Below are 16,241 nucleotides of genomic sequence, written 5' to 3'. Positions count from 1 at the left end.
TCCAGTCATGGCGAAGGCTCTCATCCCCGGCGCGAAGTTCCGCTCCCCCACCGCCCTCCAGGGCCAGTCCGACATCCGCGACGAGCTGATCTACAGCTCCATCGTCATCGCCCACGGCGGCGGCTCGACCCAGAAGGCCTTCACGGTCCCCCAGGGCCAGGCCATCCCGCAGATGAAGGGCGCCGCCATCACCCCGACGGAAGCCCACCACCTCACGCACACCGAGCTCTCGACCTGCCTCGAAAAGGCGGGCGAGTTGGGCGCGGGGATTGGCGACGCCGCGGTCCGCAGCATCGGCCTGAACCTCGAGACGGCGTACCCGCTGAACGCCGGCTACAGCGCCTACGGCGCCTCGCCGCGCGAGGTCGCGGAGTTCGTCAACAAGACGTACTTCCAGTTCAAGATCGGCGGCAAGACGATGACCCAGGGCCCCGCGGGGATGTTCCCGTCCTCGGGCGGCCTGCAGGGCAGCGTCTCGACCACGCAGAACGTCGCCACGCTGGGCTTCGCCCAGAACGGCAACCCGCTCTCCGGCGGGCGCAAGCTCCGCATCCCGATCCAGATCGCGCGCACCGACGTGGTCGTGGGCCTGTTCGGCCTCGCCAACGGCGCGACCTACAGCTTCACCGTCCAGGCCGGCGTCGGCCAGGAGACGATGGTCACCTGCGTCCTGGGCGCCCTCGTCCGCGGCGACGTGCGCTAGTCGCACGCTGAAGTTGGCCTGGGGCGCTACGGTGCGCCCCAGGCCGTAGGTTCGACGCGGGGCCAGCCTCTCGGCCCTACCCTCCACTGGGAGGTTGGCTCCGCGCCGGTTGTCAGTGCAGTGCCACAGCCAAGCAAAGGACCGGGCGATGCCTGCGAAGAAGCCCCCGATGGCGCGCGATGCGCGCCCGACGCTGAACCTCCCCGCGCGCGAGCGCGTCATCGACATCCCGACCCGTCGTCAGCCCGGCCTGCTGCCTGGGCGGGCGCTTCCGGGGAAGGCTCCGGTCCCCATCCGGTCCGGCGGCGTGACGATGATGCCGGGCCGTCCGGTCCTCCCGCGCCAGCCCATCAAGAACCAGCCCAACCTCCCGGTGCGTCCGGGCCTCGGTGGGGGCGGCATCGGCAACCTGACCGCCGGGATGCCCTTCCACCTCACCGCCGGGCTGACGCTGCGCTCCGGAGCGGTGGCCTCCCCCAACCTCCAGTCCCTGCGCGCCCCCAACGGCCAGGGCCTGCTCATCGAGGAGGTCACGTTCGAGATCGGGTACTTCCTCTCCGACGGGAACCCGTACATGGGAAGCACCATGAACATGGGTTCGCTCATCGGCTGCCAGATGCAGCTGGGCGCGGAACCCCTCACGGCCGGCTTCGTGCCGCTCGCCATGTTCGGGCCGACGCTCTCGACGGTGTCGGAGTACCAGACCATCGACGACGACATCGGGTTCCTGAGCATCTTCACCTGGCGCCCGCCGGTTCCGATCTACGTCCCGCCGGGGCAGCTGTTGGAGCCGACGTTCGTCCACTTCGGTCTGTACAACGCCGTGCTGCAGGTGAAGGTCAGCTACTCCGGCATCGCAGGGCAGCGCCCGCAGCAGAAGGCCCTCCCCTACGTCATGCACTGGGCTGCCGACGCCTTCCTCGCGAACGGCACCGAGGTGGAGCGGGTCTGCAACGAGAAGGACCTCGCCAACCCGTTCAACGTGCCCTTCCACGTCAAGACCGTCCTGGGCCGCGTCTACGGGCTCTTTCAGGACATCGCGCAGGCCAAGCAGTACCTCACCGAGGGAGGGGTGGACACCGCGACCTACCCCCACAATGACATCTACGTCTCCACCAAGGTTCAGCTGCTGGGGTCGTGGGGAACCCCCGTGGTGCGTGATTACACCCCCTGGCCGCAGATCTTCGACCCGTGGACCCGGCAGCTGGAGGTCGCCCACGAGATGCCGCCGGAGAGCTACTACCTGGCAGGCGTGAAGGGCGGAAGCATCGCGGACGCAGCGTATGACGGGCAGGGGCTGGCGCGCATCTCGCTGGTCGGCTGGCGGGAGGTGTAGCATGAAGCTTGGTTCGCCCATCGTCTTGACCGCCACGGTCAACCTCAACTCCAACAGCGCCCCGCTTCTCTTCGACTCGGCGGCGCTCCAGGCCCCCAACCGCGAGGCCGTCCTCGTCTCGGAGATCCGCTTCTTCGGCCGCTACCCGGACGGCTTCGTCCTTGGCGCGGGCGCCCTCCGGAACCTCGGACCGGAGGCGCGGTTCAACCTGCGTCTCGGTCGCTACATGATCACGCAGGACTACGTCCCGATGTGGGTCTTCGCCCCTTCTAAGGACGCTATCGCTGAGAACTTCTACGGCGAGACGGGGGAGGGCGTGATCTCGAGCTTCCGGTGGAAGCTGCGCCGGCCGATGTTCATCCCGCCGGGTGCGGCCTTCAGCGCCAGCGCCTTGCGTGCGGTGTCGGGGGACGCCAACAACGCCTTCGACGGGCAGGTGACCCCCATCTCCATCACGCTTGTCGGTAGGGTCGTGACGGGGGACTTCCCCAACACCACCAGCGTCCCCTGGGTGTCGGCCTACGCGCCCAACACCGTCTCGCTTCTCGCCACCAACGGCGACTTCATGTCGCAGCAGGGGCATCTGGAGAACGAGCTCTCCAACGCCGTGGATATCCTCCGCATCAACGGGCGCATCTGCTACGGTGCCAGTGGGCAGCATCAGGACTACACCACGTTGCCGGCGGCGCTCCGCTACTCCCACAAGTGCTCCCTGCAGCATGGCAACCACCACATCGTCCCACAGGACACGGAGTTCAACGTGGCCTTCGACGCCGCCAGCCGCTCCATCGACATGAACGGGCTCATGCTGCAGTCGGGAGACAGGGTCTTGTTCAAGATGCGGACGCCAGCGGCCATCGCAGGGGACACGGCGAGGGTGGCCCCCCACCTGGCCCTCGAGGCTGTCCGAAGGGAGGCCGTGTAATGCGCCCCGTCATTCTCTCCTCGCCGTTGACCTTCGTGGCTGTCGTTGGTGACGTGAAAGGCCCCTCGGACCCGTCCGCGCTGCAGTGCCCGGAAGGTACCGCGATGCTGGTGGACGAGATCCGGGTCCACAGCGACTACCAGCTCGACCGGGCAGACTTCTCTTTCTCGCTGGGGCGCGCGAAGATGACGAACGGGTACCTGCCCCCCTCCCTCATCGCTCGTCACGAGAACCCCAGCAAGAGCACTGCCGGCTACTTCTGGAACTCTACTGGGGGCGTCATGGTCTGGCGCTTCCCTCGGCCGCTGTTCGTCCCTCGCGGCCGGTCGATCACCATCAGCGGCGTGTCCACGGTGGCGGCGGCGAGGACCTTCTACGTCTCGTTCAAGGCGAGGATCTTGGAGGAGGGCGCTCCGGAGCCGGCCGTCGTGGCGGTGCCTTACGTCAGCGCCTTCTACCCGGCGGCTCCAGCCACGGCACTGGACGCGGCGGACACTACCACGGTCCGGCGTAGCGTCACGGGCGAGCTTGGAAATCCCTTCGCCGTTCCGCTGCACGTCCGGTCGTTCCTGGGTTGGTCGGACATCGGCCTGACCGGCGGCTACGACCGCTACGCCTATATCACGCTGCAGACGTGCATCCAGCGGTACTACGCCCAGATGCAGATCTCGGACTGGAACGGGAACCCGCTGGTCCGGACCAAGACGAGGCTCTCGCACCTCTGCTCCTCCAAGGGGTCGAACGAGTGGGCCCTCCCCTTCGACATCCCGGCGGGGAAATCGCTCTACGCAGTGATGGACGAGACGCACCCGGTGGTCGCCGGTCGCATCAGCCTGCGCCCCGGCATCAGCATCAACGGGTGGCGCAACGTGCCGATCTCGGAGGTCAAGTAGCCATGAAGAGCGGCGCTCCGGTCGTCCTCCCTCACATCTTCGACTACCAGTCCTGGTTCAACACGACGAACCTGGCGAAGGCCATCGCCGTCCAGGCCGCGGGGCAGATCATCGCCTCCACGACCAAGCGGTCGGAGGACCTTGCCGGCTACGGCGTCGGCCTGGACCCCATGTCCGAGACTCCGGTGGCCTTGGAGTTCAAGGGCACTTCCAGCAAGCTCGGCACCTCCCCGGTCATCCTCAAGCCGGGGCAGGTGCTCTTCCCCTTCGGACGCGAGGCCGACGACCACTTCCAGGGGTTCGACTGGGGCCTTCCCTACGGCTGGCTCGGCGGCGGGCTCGGGAGGCTCAACGTCTTCCGCTCGCCGCGCGCGGAGGTGGATTGGAGCGGGCGCCCGGAGATCATCATCCAGCGCCAGCGCATGGAGATCCTCGCGGCGGGCGCCGACCTCGTCGGCTACAACACCGCCGCCAGCGTCCCCCGGAACTGGCCGACGATGTTCCCTCCGCTCGGCCTGCAGCGCGCCGGTACGCAGGCCGTGAACCAGGCCGGGCACCCGGCCATCGCCGTCGAGCCGACCAAGATCGTCATGCGGCTCAACACGCCGTTCGCGGCGCTCGCCAGCGCCTCGACGGTCCGCTTCCTCATGTACGGGACCAAGGGCCTGGACACCACGTCCACGGGCGCCCTGGACACCACCTACGCCTGCTACGAGGACGTGACCTTCCCGGTGCTGGTCGAGAAGGGCATCAACGCGACGCCCAAGCAGTCCTCGGTCGTGGTGCTGTCCGGCGACCGGCCGCTGGTGCGCCTGGGCTGCGACCTCTCCGCGGGTGGCGGCGTCATCGCCATCGACTACGGCGACGGCGAGATCCTCGGTGGGATGTACCTCGACATCATCCGCTACGGCCGGTTGTAATAGGCCTCCGGAGGGCTGGACAATGAAGCTGCCGTCGAACTTTGGAGACTTTGGCAGGCGCTCGGCGGTTAACACCGCGCCGCAGGCCGCGGCGCGCCCCAACCTGCGCGTCGTCTCGCGCCCACCGCAGACGATGACGGCCCCCGCGAACCTGGGCGCCGTCGTGGCGAAGCTCGCGAACATCGAGCGCCGGCTCGCGCGCCTGGAGCAGCTGGGCGACCCGGTCGCGCGAGCCGGCGTCAAGAGGCTGGCCCAGGCGCTGCAGCAGTTGCTCGGCCGTGGCGCCAAGCGCCAGGCGCCCTCGCGCCAGCCGGTGCAGGCCGGCGGGCAGGAGGAAGAGCAGGAGGCCATCGAGCCCGAGGTGATGCCGCCCGAGGACGGCAAGGGCATCAGCCCGGAGCAGGCCGCAGCGGCCATCGAGGACGCGCAGTTCGGGGAGCCCGACGCCTCGGACGAGTTTGAGGCGATGCTCGAGGGCGAGGACGAGGACCAGTAGCAGGAGGTGAAGGATGATCCGCGATGACGGAAAAGGATCGGCGCTCTTCCACGGGCTCAACGCACTGGCAGCCCTCTTCGGGGCCGACGAGGCCGAAGAGCCCGCCCGTGGCCCGGCCCGTCCCCAGGGCCCGGCCGGTGCCAAGAGGCCCTGCAACTGCACCGGGCGCCGTAGTTCGCTCCCGCCGATGCCCCCTGTGCGGAAGGCCCGCTGATTCGGAGGCGCAGCTGGGGCCGGTGAAGGTCCGCATCTGCGGGAAGTGCGCGGAGGCTGGGGTTGGGCTGCTGAAGGTGTTGGAGTGGTGGGCGGGCAAGGGGTAGGGCAACACGCTGCTGAAGAACTGGTGTGGGCAGGGAAGGGCTGAGAGGCACGGGATGCTCGTCAGGGACAGCAGGCGCTTCGGAGCGGTGGAGGCCAGCGGCACGGCGTCGGCGCTCCTCGCCGTCGCGGAGCTCAAGCTCGCCTACCTGAAGGGCGCGCTCGAGATCGGGGCCAACCCGGACAACGTCGCCCGGCTCGTCGTGCTCGGGCCCGCCATCGCGTTGCTCACCGACTTCGCCAAGAACGACTCCCAGGTCCAGCTCTCCGCGAGCTACAAGCAGCTGGGCGTCTACATCGACACCTGGGCGACCACGATGCGCGGCTGGGCCGAGAAGGGCGTCCGCGACGACGGCTCGGCGTACAGCTGGGCGAAGTGGGCTGACCTCGCCAAGGGCTACTTCGAGTCCATCCGCATCTACACCGGCCTGGCCTGGGATGTCTCCACCTTCAACAACGTGGTGACGACCCTCAAGAAGTTCGAGGTCCCCGGCGTCAACGTCCCCTTCCCGTCCTGGGCCAAGTGGCTCCTCGGCGGGATGGCGGCGCTCGCGGTCGGCCCCTACGTCCTCGGGATGTACGAGGGCGAGCGCGGCCGGTGGTCGAGGAGGGGTCGATGATCCTGCGCCGCTACGGTCAGCTGGAAGCGGAACTGCAGCCCGCGGCGCAGGCGCCGCTCGCATCGGGGGGCGTGACCCTCGCGCAGCTGTTCTTCGTCAGCGTCGGGTCGGGCCTCACCATCTGGCTCATCACGCGCTGGCTCGAGAGGAGGACGTAGATGAAGACCATCATCCGGTTGCTGGTGATCGCGTCGGTGCTCTGCAGCAGCACGGCGCTCGCGCAGAACAACGAGGTCACGCAGGGCCAGCCCGGACGCAAGGGCCCCTGGCCGGTGACCTCGGTGCAGACCCCCTTCACGGCCTCCACGTTCGAGGAGGTCCTCGTGGACGTGGCCGCGACGGCCTTCCCGAAGCCGACGGGGACCGTGTCCACGGTCATCAAGAACCTGGGCCCCAACCCCATCTACTGCGGCTTCGACTCGGGCACCTTGGGCGTCGGCAACGGCCTGAAGGTCGCGACCGGTGAGGCGGCTCGCTTTGACACCACCCAGACCCTCTACTGCATCACTACGGTCAAGCAGGTGGCGCTCGCCGCGACGCGGTACATGACCCTCAACACGTCCGGCGCGGTCCAGCTGTTCGGCGGTGGGGGAGGCTCCTCGACCTCCACCGACTACACCCCAGGCGTGCCGACGAACCTGTCGCTCTCCGCGAACGTCTCCGGGGCCGTGACTGGGCTCGCCGCCGGGAGCTGCTACCAGTTCAGTTGCAACGCGGACTTCCAGTACCGCACGGGAACTGGTACGCCGACAGCGGTCGCCACCGATAGCGAGGGCAAGGCCAGCGTCATGTACCGGCAGTGCCTGACGAACGCCGCCTCGCACACCGCCTTCGCCTTCATCTCAAGCTCGGCGGCGACGTGCAAGGTGGCGCTCATCCCGGCGAGCTAGTCGGCCTCGAGTAGTGCTTCCAGGGCCGGGAGCGGGATGCCGCCCCGGCCCTCGTTTTAGGAGGACAGCATGATCCGCAAGATGCTCTCGTCGTTCTTCATCGCCGTCGGCCTGGCCGCGCTCCTGCTGGGCTCCTTCGGCGCGCTCGCCGGCGTGGGTCACCAGAACTGGGGCGGGCAGCAGACCGCCTCGGCCATCGGGTCGCCGGTCGTCGCCAGCTTCCCCTCGGAGTCCTTCGGTGGCGCGTTGGCTGACGCGGCCAACGCCGACGCCAACACGGTCATGTACTGCCGCATGGACAACCCGGACGGCACGACCTCGACGCCCCAGTGCGGCCTCAACGACATCAAGCACCAGGGCGTGGGCCCGGCGGCGGTCAGCAATCTGCTCAACGTCCCAGCGAACAGCGCGCTCGACTTCGCGGGTGATTTTCACGAGTGCTTCGTGGCGAGCGTCGTCGGCAGCTCAGGAGTCCAGAGGCTGCTCACCGTCGGCAACGGCTCAGGGGCCGGGTATTCCGTAGGCATCGACGCCAATGAGCTTCCGGTATTGACCACCTACGGGGCAGGTCCCAGCACGACTGTCACGACGGGGCCGGCCGCGGCGGTCATCGGTGCGACCAACTTGTTCTGCGTTGGGCGTTCAGGCACAACGCAGTGGCTCAAACTCAACAACGGCGCGGTGCAGACCACGGTGAACGCCAAGGTCGTCGCGGCGACGGGTGTGGTGGGGACGTTGCTCAATGACTCCGCAACCGCGCCCTGGCTCGGGCGGGTCTACGAGTTCGCGGCCTCTACTACGGCCCCCACCGAGGCCACCCTCGATGCCCTCTGGACGAGCGTGGCGACGTGCCGTACGGCGGGCCGCTGCCTGCCGACCAACGCGAGCGAGGTGGCCTACTTCAACGGCGACAGCTACCTCGTGGGCGGGTCTTGGGCGGGCACGGGCCTGACGGCGACGCTCACCGGACAGGTGCTCACGGCCAAGAGCCGGTACAACTGGGGCGCGCCGAGGGTCACCAACGTCGTGCTCCAGTCCAATGTGCTCGCCAACGCCTCGTGGACGAAAGATGCCAACGTCACGGTGGCCGACGCGTCTGCCTCTTGCCCGGTCGATCCGCAGGGGGCGGCGATGAGCCTCGTGACGATCTTCAGCGGCGGCACTGGGGTGAAGCAGGACGTGGCCGCGACGCCCGCGCGCTCCGTCTACTTGGCGAAGCAGACGGGCAATCCCGACTGCACCGTGGACTGGTCGGACTACTCCGGGGACGGCAGCGCCACAGTGTCGCTCGTCGGGGCGCCGGCTCGGTTCACCAACTACACGGCAGGGCAGACCGGCATCAAGGTCATCGCCAACACCTGCCCTTCTTGGTGCCAGTCTTCGGCGCAGTTGGAGGCCACGACGAGCGTCGGCCAGTACTGCGGCCCGACGACGACCGCAGCGGTGACGTGCGCGGGTGGCGGGCTTGCCTGGACGCACAACGGCACCGTGCCGCGCGTGACCCAGAGCAACCTCTATCCCGAGGGCTTCGGGGCGAAGCACGCGGGGTTGAACGGGTGGAGCGCGGCGAACTACTTGTCGCTGGGCGCTGGGCCTGACGTGCTGGACTTTACTGGGGACGGGACTATCTGCGTGATCTTCAATCCTCCCGCCAACAATGCTCAATACTTCATCGCCAACGGAGGCACCAACAAGGGGGGCTACGCACTTCAGACCTCTTGCTACGACTCGTGTCCCGGTCCAGTCAAGGCGCTGTTCAACGACTACCCAGCCTCCGGGGCTGTGCAGATTTTTGCTACGGCTAACACGACGACGGCGGGAGTTGATACGGTCATTTGTGGTGGACGAAGCGGGACCGATGTGAACCTCAAGATGAACGACGGGGCAGTGGCGAACGGCGCTTTGAATCATGCAGCGGCGGTGGGAACAACGGTGACCGCTTTGGTTGGCCGGAATACGTCAGGGACTGTGCTGTCGGACGGCACGTTCAAGGAAATATTCTTCACCTCGACTCCAGCGACCACCGCCTACCTCACCACCCTCAACAACCAGGCCCTCTCCTGCACCAAGCCCGGTCGCTGCTTCACCCCCGACGCGAACACCGTCATGCACTGTCACTCGCCGGACGGTGGCGGGAAGTGGCTCTGCCCCATCAACACCGGAGCCGACCAGTGGACCGAGAACGGGACGCTGACCAAGACCACGCCGGCCCGCTACGTCTGGCCTGCTGGCGTGGACAAGCGGGACGCGGAGGCTGCGGGGCCGTTCAGCGACGCCAACTACTTCTCACTGGGGACCGGCCTGGACGTGCTCGACTTCGCTGGGGACTTCTCGCGGTGTACGGTCATCAACGTCACGTCCTGTGCGACTGCGCCGATCATCGACATCGACGGTGCGGCGGGAGCCGGTGGCTACTACGTCGCGCTCAACACTTCATGTGTGCCCATCTTCACGACCGCCGATGCCGCAGGGCAGTTGACGCAGACGGCGGGATCGGCCGTTGCGCTGAGTGGCGACAGCATCCTCTGCTACGGCCGGGCCAGTGGCGCGGGGTTCATTTCGGTGAATGGCGACGCTGCTGTCACGTCGGCGGCGCGCACGACGCGGGACACGGCCAACCCCGCGCGAGTCGGCGTGCTCAACGACGGCACCCTTGCGTTGGCCGGAACGGTGTTGGAGCAGTGGGCCAGTTCCACCCCCGCCTCCGACGCCCTCTTCACCAAGATTCAGCGCCGCTGGCTCGACCAGCAGGGCTCCCAGGCCCAGCCCGTGTCCATCACGCGCACGACCGAGGCGACGGCGGTGATCGACGGCAAGCTCTACCGCCACCCGGCCGGGACGCTGCGGAGCACGTCGCAGGGCAAGCTCTACGAAGGCGCGGTCATCAACGTGGCCCAGTACAGCGAGCAGTTGAACACCGGGTGGAGCCTCTACAACACCAGCGCCGTGACTGCGGATCAAAGCGTCGGGCCTGAAGGGCTGACGAACATGGACTCCTTCACGCACACGGCGACGGACGGCACCGTCTATCGAATCCCCGGAGGACTCGCGGCGGGCACCTACACTGCTTCGTCTTGGGGCGTGGCAGCGGCAGGCACCGCTATCGGCACGATTCAGGTTTTTGAGGACACCCTGGTCACATCCTGCACTTGCGGCACCAGCGATGGCTCGGCCTGCACGGCGGCAATTCGGGATGCGCGCTGCGAAGCGTATTCCACGTTCACCACTACGCCGAAGCGGCTGTGGGCGACCGGGGCTATGGGCACTGGGGCCAATGTCGGAATCGGCCTGCACGCCGGTCAGATCACGGTGTCGAACGCCGATGTTCGATTCGGCTACGCCCAGTTTGAGGTGGGCACCTTCCCGCACCAGTATTGCGGCCCGACACTCAATGCAACTCGTACCTGCAACGCGGACGCGGTGACCATCGCTAACCCGCTGCGCCCGCCGGGGAACGACTGGACGAACCGCATTCTCCAGAGCGAGAACCTGACCGTGACCTGGGCTCCTGGGGGTGCAGCAATCTCGGCCACGGCCAATACCTGTCTCGCTCCCGATGGCAGCTACACGGGGAGCACCGTGACCGGCACGGGAGCTAACTCCAGCGATTCGATGTATCAAGTCCTGACGCTGGTGGGGACCGACTTCGCGCAATCCCTCTGGTTCTCCGCGCTGAGCGGGACGACCGACGCCACCGTGGCGTTCATGTGCTTTGACGCGGGTCTGACGCAGCAGACGATCTCGTCCTGCACTTGCTCGCGTGCGGATGGCTCGGCCTGCACGGCAACTTATGACACGGGCGGTGGCGCGAAGATTTGCCGGGTCAAGAGCAACTTCAGCACGGCGGGCGACCGGCTCACGGCCAAGGTTCAGTGCGCGGCCCCAACCGCGAAACTGAACTACATCATCACCCCCGGCGAGTACCGGGTGACGACCGCCGGTTCGGTTTGCGCGTGGGGGATGCAGCTTGAGTCCGGTACTCAGGTCGCCTCGCCTTACTGCCCCACGACGACCGCCGCAGCTACCTGTGGCCCTGGGGGCGCGACGGGGAAGGTGATCACGAACCTCACGCTCCAGAGCCAAGATCTGACGGCGGCTCCTTGGGCGAACTACGACGGCACGACCACCGTCAACTCCGGGTGCCCCGCTGGTCTGACCAAGGTGACGACGGCAGCGACGGTCGGCTCGACGGCCCAGTCCGTCACCGTGGCCTCCTCGACGGGCCCGTTCGTCATCAGCGCCGAGATCGCCTCTCCGACTGGAGCCGGGACGACTTCGCAGACGCTCACGGCCTCCTGCGAGAATCCCGATGTGGTCGTCGGCTCGGTGGAGTGCTGGCGCAGCGATGGTGGAGCCTGCACGCCGGGGATCGGCACGGGCTCCTACGCAGACCGGCCCTATGCCGTCGTCAGCGTCACCGAGACTCCGGTGCGCGTGTCGCTCAAGTACAACTGCCAGAGCGCGACGACGGTCTTCTGGAACGGCGCTCACGGTGGCATCTACGACTCGACCTTCGGCGCGGGCTGCTTCGGCAAGTACCAGAGCGGGCAGGCCACCGTCGCCGGCCCCTACTGCGGCCCCACGGGGGCCGCGAGCAAGACCTGCGCCCCGTCGCAGAAGTGGTGCGTGCGCGCCAAGGACGTGACCCCGGAGAACGGTAAGCTGTGGGCGGGCGGAAACGCGGGGCTGCTCCTGGGAGGAGCCTCTACCGTGGCGGCCAATTCGCTGTACTCGCGCATGAGCGGGAACAATCTGGAATTCGCAATCATCGACGGGGCGGCGGTGAGCAAACTCTACAGCATCAACAAGTCGGCGCTGGTGTCGGGGACGTTCTACACCTTCAAGCTCTGCTCCAACGACGGGGTGATGACGATGTACCAAGATGACGTGCTGCTCGCCCCGTCGCTCACGGGGGCTGGGACCGGGCTGCTGTCGGCGTGGCCTTCGACGCTCTCGCTCGCGGCATCGGCTTCAGGGCAGGAGTGGAATGGCTACATCGGCTCCATCGACTTCAACACCAGCGGCGACTACCGCGACTTCGGCCCGTAGGAGAACGTCATGCCCAACCCCAACGCCAACGTCCCCGACAACGCTCGCAACAAGGCCGCGCTCACCTTCCTGGGGCTGCTGGTCGCCGTCGCGGGCGGCAGCTACGCCCTCTTCTCCAACCCGGACAAGAGCTACATCGAGGCGCGCCCAGTCGTCGCCTCGGACGCAAGCTACTCGCACTGCTGGCGGGGCACCGTTCGCGCCGACCCGGCGCTCTGGGCCGCGCTCGGCCTGGAGGTCAAGGACGGCGGCTCGGGCCTCGCCTACGCCTCGTCCTGCTTCGCGCTGCCCCCGGAGTGCGCGGACGCGGGCGGGCTGGTGGACGACGCTGGCGAGGACCTCTGCGGGGCCCCGGACCAGGCCCTGCCGCTCGGTTTCGAGTGGACGCCGGGGGACGAGGAGGTCGTAGCCTGGGCGCCCGGCGACCCGCTGTTCGCGGTCTGGACGGCTGAGAACGACGACGCGCCCTTCCGATGCGCGTGTGGCGCGCGTACCCGCCCCAGCGACGGTCCGTGCGAGAAGCTCGTGGACGGCCTCTGGGTGCCCGCCACCGAGGACGACATGGGGATGCAGGCCGGGCAGTGGAGGGGCGGCTGCAAGCGCATCCCCTGCTCGGCCTGGGGTGAGAGCACGACCCCGACCGAGTGCTGCACGACCCGGTGCAAGCCGGGGTGGGAGTGCGGCGCCAACAAGTGCGGAGGGACGTGCGGAACCTGCGGCGAGGGGACCGAGTGCCGGGGGCACAAGTGCGTCGCGCTGCCGGGGCCTGACGCGGGCGAAGAGCCGGACGCGGAGCTGGCGCCGTGATCATCCTGCGCCTGCTCGGCCACCTCTGGATGTGTCCCAACACGTTGGTGGGGCTGTTCCTCGCCAGCTTCTGCGGCTACTTGCACCACGACGGGGATGCGCTGCTCTTCGTGACCAAGCCGGACAGCTTCATCACCCGGTGGATGCGGGGTGGCGGCTTCTTCGGCTTGGTCAAGGCGACCGTCGGCGCGGTCACCGTCGGGGCCTGCATCATCATCCGGGACGACCAGTGGGAGCTGTGGTCGGAGCGCCAGTCGAGCATCGTGTGGATCAGGTTCATCAAACACGAACAGCGCCACGTCTGGCAGCAGATGGTCGGCGGCGTGTTCCAGCCGCTGGCCTACGTCATCGGTGTCGGCGTCGCCCAACTCCAAGGTAAGGACCCGTACCGCGACTGCTTCCTCGAGCTTGACGCCCGACGCGCTTCAGGGGAGTCCTAGGTCATGCTCGACGCCCTGCTCGCCGTTGGCCCTCTCGCAGCTGGAGCTCAACAGGTCGTTGTCCACGGCCTGGAGGCCACGCCCGACTTCCTCCTCCCGGACCGTGCCAGCAACATCGTGGTCATCGCGCGCAGCTCCACCACCGTCACCTTCCGCAACGACGGCGGCGGTACCGAGAGCGCCTTCTTCCTGGCCTGGAAGGTCCACAGCATCCAGAGCCGCCAGGACCAGCAGTTCGCCCGGCAGGGCGGGGGCATCGCGAAGGATCTCGAGCAGGCCGCAGCGCGCTGGGACGACCTGATGGTCCCCAACTCCGCGTTCCGTATCGGGGGCACGGCGCCGGCCTTCACCAACTGGATCGGCGGGCTCTACGCCTACGCCTTCGCGGAAGGCGAGCAGGTGTTCTTTGAGACGCAGTTCCCCCACACCTGGGCCTGCAACGTGGCTGGAGGCGCGGTCATCAGCCCCCACTGCCACCTTGTCTTCCCCAGCGCCGCCGCAGGCAACTACGTCTTCGGCCTGGAGTACACGGTGGCGAAGATCGACGGCGTCTTCGGGGCGCCTGGCGCGGCCCTGGAGACGGCGGTCACGGCGTCGCCTGGGGTCGCCAACAAGCACGTCATCGTGGAGTTCCCGGACATCGACTTGACGGCCTTCGGGGAGATCTCGGCCATGATCGCCTGCAGGCTCTTCCGCAAGTCCGGCGTCGCGGGGGCCTACGCGGACGACATCGTGCTCCTCGAGTTCGACTGGCACATCCAGAAGAACGACCTGGGCAGCCACGGGGAGTACCTCAAGTAGACGTGTCTCGTGCTACAAGACGCGGTAGGGAATGGCCCGAGGCGGCGGTGATCTTTGGCGACTACGAGGCGAAGTACGACGCGACCCTCCGCGGGGAGCTGGTGAACGCAGGCACCCCCGACGCAGTCCGCGCCGTCGTCAAGAAGTACATCTGCCGGGGCTGGCTCTTCCCCCAGATGAAGGCCGCGCTCGACCAGGTCAAAGACAGGATGAAGGGGAACTTCTACAACGTCGCCGTCGCCTACGCGACGGTGCATCTCCTCATCCAGGCCAGGGACGACCGGGAGATCGCGGCGTCGATCAAGTGCCCCCAGCCCATCCGCGGCGGCATCTACGACAACATCCGCTGCTCCTCGAACCTGAAGGACCGGATCGGCAACGCTCGAGACTGTGACACCCACGACCTCACCGACTACGACATCCATGGCGTCGCCCAAGGCTGGTGGAACCTCGACACGCCCCAGTACGCCCACGCCTGCGCGAGCAAGCCCGCCGGCTGCGCCGCGCTGTTGAAGTCCAACCCTGACAGCACGCCGGCCAGCGCGGCCTACTACCAGGGGCAGAAGCTCGACCCCAACAAGACGTGCTGCGTGAGGACGGTCAACAACCCGCCCCGGCTCGACTACTGCGGTGACCTCTACGGTCCGCGGACCGGCGACCGTGCCAGCGGGATGAAGACCAAGGACGGCCGGGAGATCTACATCTCCGTCGACAACAAGTTCTTCACCCTGGGCGGCGAGAAGTGCCGGCGCGCAGAGGGCAAGGACTGGCGCGTGGAGGAGGCCCGCGAGGTCGTCTTCCTGCTCACCTTCGACCAGCTGCTGCGTGAGGGCCGGTCCGAGGAGGCCTACGGCCTGATGCACGCCTTCTTCCTCCACAAGAGCACGATGCGCTTTCAGTGGGTGACGAAGGTCCCCGGCTTCGTGACCTACCCGCGCCCGGCCGTGGCGACGAACGGGCGCTACACCTACGTCGCCGCGCGGTACCGCTACATGGTCGCCGGCCAGGAGGCGACGAGCTACTTCTACCTGCCCAACGACCCGCTCGTCCTGCGGCAGTACCTGCCCTTCCGCATCGTCAACTGGGGCGACTACGGCAAGCCTGGCTACGTCGTGGCCGCACGCGCCGACCCGGTCTGCCAGAAGGCAGCGGCGACCAAGGCGGTCGTGGACACCGTGAAGTGGATTCAGAGCTTCATCACGGGGGGCGTCTCGGTCGACAGCCTCATCACCACCGCCGTCGGGATCGCGGTGAAGGCCGGCACGCAGGCGTACATGAAGTCGCGGGGCGGCGCCGCGGCGGCGATGGCAGACAACACCAACCTGCTCGACTTCTCGATGGGCATGAGTGGCCTGGTGTCGCAGTGGAACGACATCGAGGACACCTGCGTCGCCGTGTCGGAGCGCAAGGCCGCGCCGTACCGCGAGCAGCTCGCCAAGACCGTGCGCCTCTTCACCGACCCGATCTGGGTGAAGATCGCGGCCGAGAAGAAGGCCGCGGCCCCGGCCGCTTCCTCTCCACCCCCGCCTCCCAAGAAGTCGAACTGGGTCGCTGCCATCGCAGGTGCTGCAGCTGGAGCCGTGGCCGGGGGTCCGGTCGGCGGCGTCGTGGGGGCGGTCGCTGCGGCGATGCTCACCCGGAAGAAGTGACCCCATGATCTTCAGCGGAACGGCCGAGGACATCCTCAACACCTTCAAGACCGTCGCCAACGTGGCGAAGGAGGCCCAGGGCAACCCGGAGGGCCTCATCGAGTCCATCGAGATCCACACCCGGTGGCTCCCGCCCATCCTCATCGACAAGCCGCTGGTCGAGAGCAACGGCGTGCCCAGCCCCGCGGACGCCTTCGCGAAGGCCTTCAAGCCCAAGGTCATCGTGCGCGTGAAGGGCATCCCCTCCATCGAGTACGCCCCGGCTGGGGAGCCCGGCCCCACCCGATGGCCCTACGTCCGCGCCGGCCTCGTCGTGGGGGGCATCGGTTTCGCCTACCTCATCTTCCGGATGCTGCGGAAGTGAGGTATCTTGCAGGTACTACCAGCTGAAGGG

General features: G+C 67.7%; 15 protein-coding genes. All 15 read left to right on the top strand.

The window, feature by feature from the left end:
* Positions 1-7 precede the first annotated feature (7 nt).
* The 15 genes from WC729_RS29360 to WC729_RS29290 all read left to right on the top strand — a co-directional run bounded on the left by WC729_RS29360 (position 8) and on the right by WC729_RS29290 (position 16,211).
* Positions 8-703 carry a hypothetical protein gene (locus WC729_RS29360; protein WP_372858354.1) on the top strand — a complete coding sequence of 232 codons (696 nt, stop codon included), beginning with the start codon at positions 8-10 and terminating at the stop codon, positions 701-703.
* A gap of 148 nt (positions 704-851) precedes the next feature.
* On the top strand, positions 852-2,039 hold the full coding sequence (locus WC729_RS29355) for a hypothetical protein (protein WP_372858353.1): 1,188 nt from the start codon (positions 852-854) through the stop codon (positions 2,037-2,039).
* A 1-nt stretch (position 2,040) separates the two neighbouring features.
* Positions 2,041-2,964 (top strand): hypothetical protein, encoded by a 924-nt coding sequence (locus tag WC729_RS29350; RefSeq protein ID WP_372858352.1) that lies wholly within the window; start codon positions 2,041-2,043, stop codon positions 2,962-2,964.
* On the top strand, positions 2,964-3,857 hold the full coding sequence (locus WC729_RS29345) for a hypothetical protein (RefSeq protein ID WP_372858350.1): 894 nt from the start codon (positions 2,964-2,966) through the stop codon (positions 3,855-3,857). Before WC729_RS29350 ends, WC729_RS29345 begins: the two co-directional genes overlap by 1 nt.
* Before the next feature lie 2 nt (positions 3,858-3,859).
* Positions 3,860-4,777, top strand: coding sequence for a hypothetical protein (locus WC729_RS29340; RefSeq protein ID WP_372858349.1), 918 nt, complete (start codon positions 3,860-3,862; stop codon positions 4,775-4,777).
* 22 nt (positions 4,778-4,799) lie between these two features.
* Positions 4,800-5,273: a hypothetical protein gene (locus WC729_RS29335; protein WP_372858348.1), complete on the top strand. Its 474-nt coding sequence runs from the start codon at positions 4,800-4,802 to the stop codon at positions 5,271-5,273.
* A gap of 374 nt (positions 5,274-5,647) precedes the next feature.
* Complete coding sequence (locus WC729_RS29330) at positions 5,648-6,211, top strand: hypothetical protein (RefSeq protein ID WP_372858347.1); 564 nt, start codon at positions 5,648-5,650, stop codon at positions 6,209-6,211.
* Positions 6,208-6,369 carry a hypothetical protein gene (locus WC729_RS29325; protein ID WP_372858346.1) on the top strand — a complete coding sequence of 54 codons (162 nt, stop codon included), beginning with the start codon at positions 6,208-6,210 and terminating at the stop codon, positions 6,367-6,369. The genes WC729_RS29330 and WC729_RS29325 overlap by 4 nt, the downstream gene beginning before the upstream one ends.
* The gene (locus WC729_RS29320) at positions 6,370-7,101 is read left to right on the top strand and encodes a hypothetical protein (RefSeq protein ID WP_372858344.1); all 732 of its coding nucleotides are present in this window, start codon (positions 6,370-6,372) and stop codon (positions 7,099-7,101) included. It abuts the gene before it with no gap.
* Between the two features lie 69 nt (positions 7,102-7,170).
* Positions 7,171-12,150: a hypothetical protein gene (locus tag WC729_RS29315; protein ID WP_372858343.1), complete on the top strand. Its 4,980-nt coding sequence runs from the start codon at positions 7,171-7,173 to the stop codon at positions 12,148-12,150.
* 9 nt (positions 12,151-12,159) lie between these two features.
* Positions 12,160-12,957: a hypothetical protein gene (locus tag WC729_RS29310; RefSeq protein WP_372858342.1), complete on the top strand. Its 798-nt coding sequence runs from the start codon at positions 12,160-12,162 to the stop codon at positions 12,955-12,957.
* A complete protein-coding gene (locus WC729_RS29305; protein ID WP_372858341.1) occupies positions 12,954-13,397 on the top strand; it encodes a hypothetical protein in 444 nt (147 codons plus the stop codon). The genes WC729_RS29310 and WC729_RS29305 overlap by 4 nt, the downstream gene beginning before the upstream one ends.
* 3 nt (positions 13,398-13,400) lie before the next feature.
* Positions 13,401-14,198: a hypothetical protein gene (locus WC729_RS29300; protein WP_372858339.1), complete on the top strand. Its 798-nt coding sequence runs from the start codon at positions 13,401-13,403 to the stop codon at positions 14,196-14,198.
* A gap of 101 nt (positions 14,199-14,299) precedes the next feature.
* On the top strand, positions 14,300-15,847 hold the full coding sequence (locus WC729_RS29295; RefSeq protein WP_372858338.1) for a hypothetical protein: 1,548 nt from the start codon (positions 14,300-14,302) through the stop codon (positions 15,845-15,847).
* Positions 15,848-15,851: 4 nt separating this feature from the next.
* Positions 15,852-16,211, top strand: a complete 360-nt coding sequence (locus WC729_RS29290) for a hypothetical protein (protein ID WP_372858337.1) — start codon at positions 15,852-15,854, stop codon at positions 16,209-16,211.
* Positions 16,212-16,241 lie beyond the last annotated feature (30 nt).

The organism is Sphingomonas sp. (assembly GCF_041661825.1).
Lineage (GTDB): Bacteria > Pseudomonadota > Alphaproteobacteria > Sphingomonadales > Sphingomonadaceae > Sphingomonas.
The sequence above is the reverse complement of the archived record's forward strand: the minus strand, read 5'-3'. Positions and strand labels throughout refer to the sequence as shown.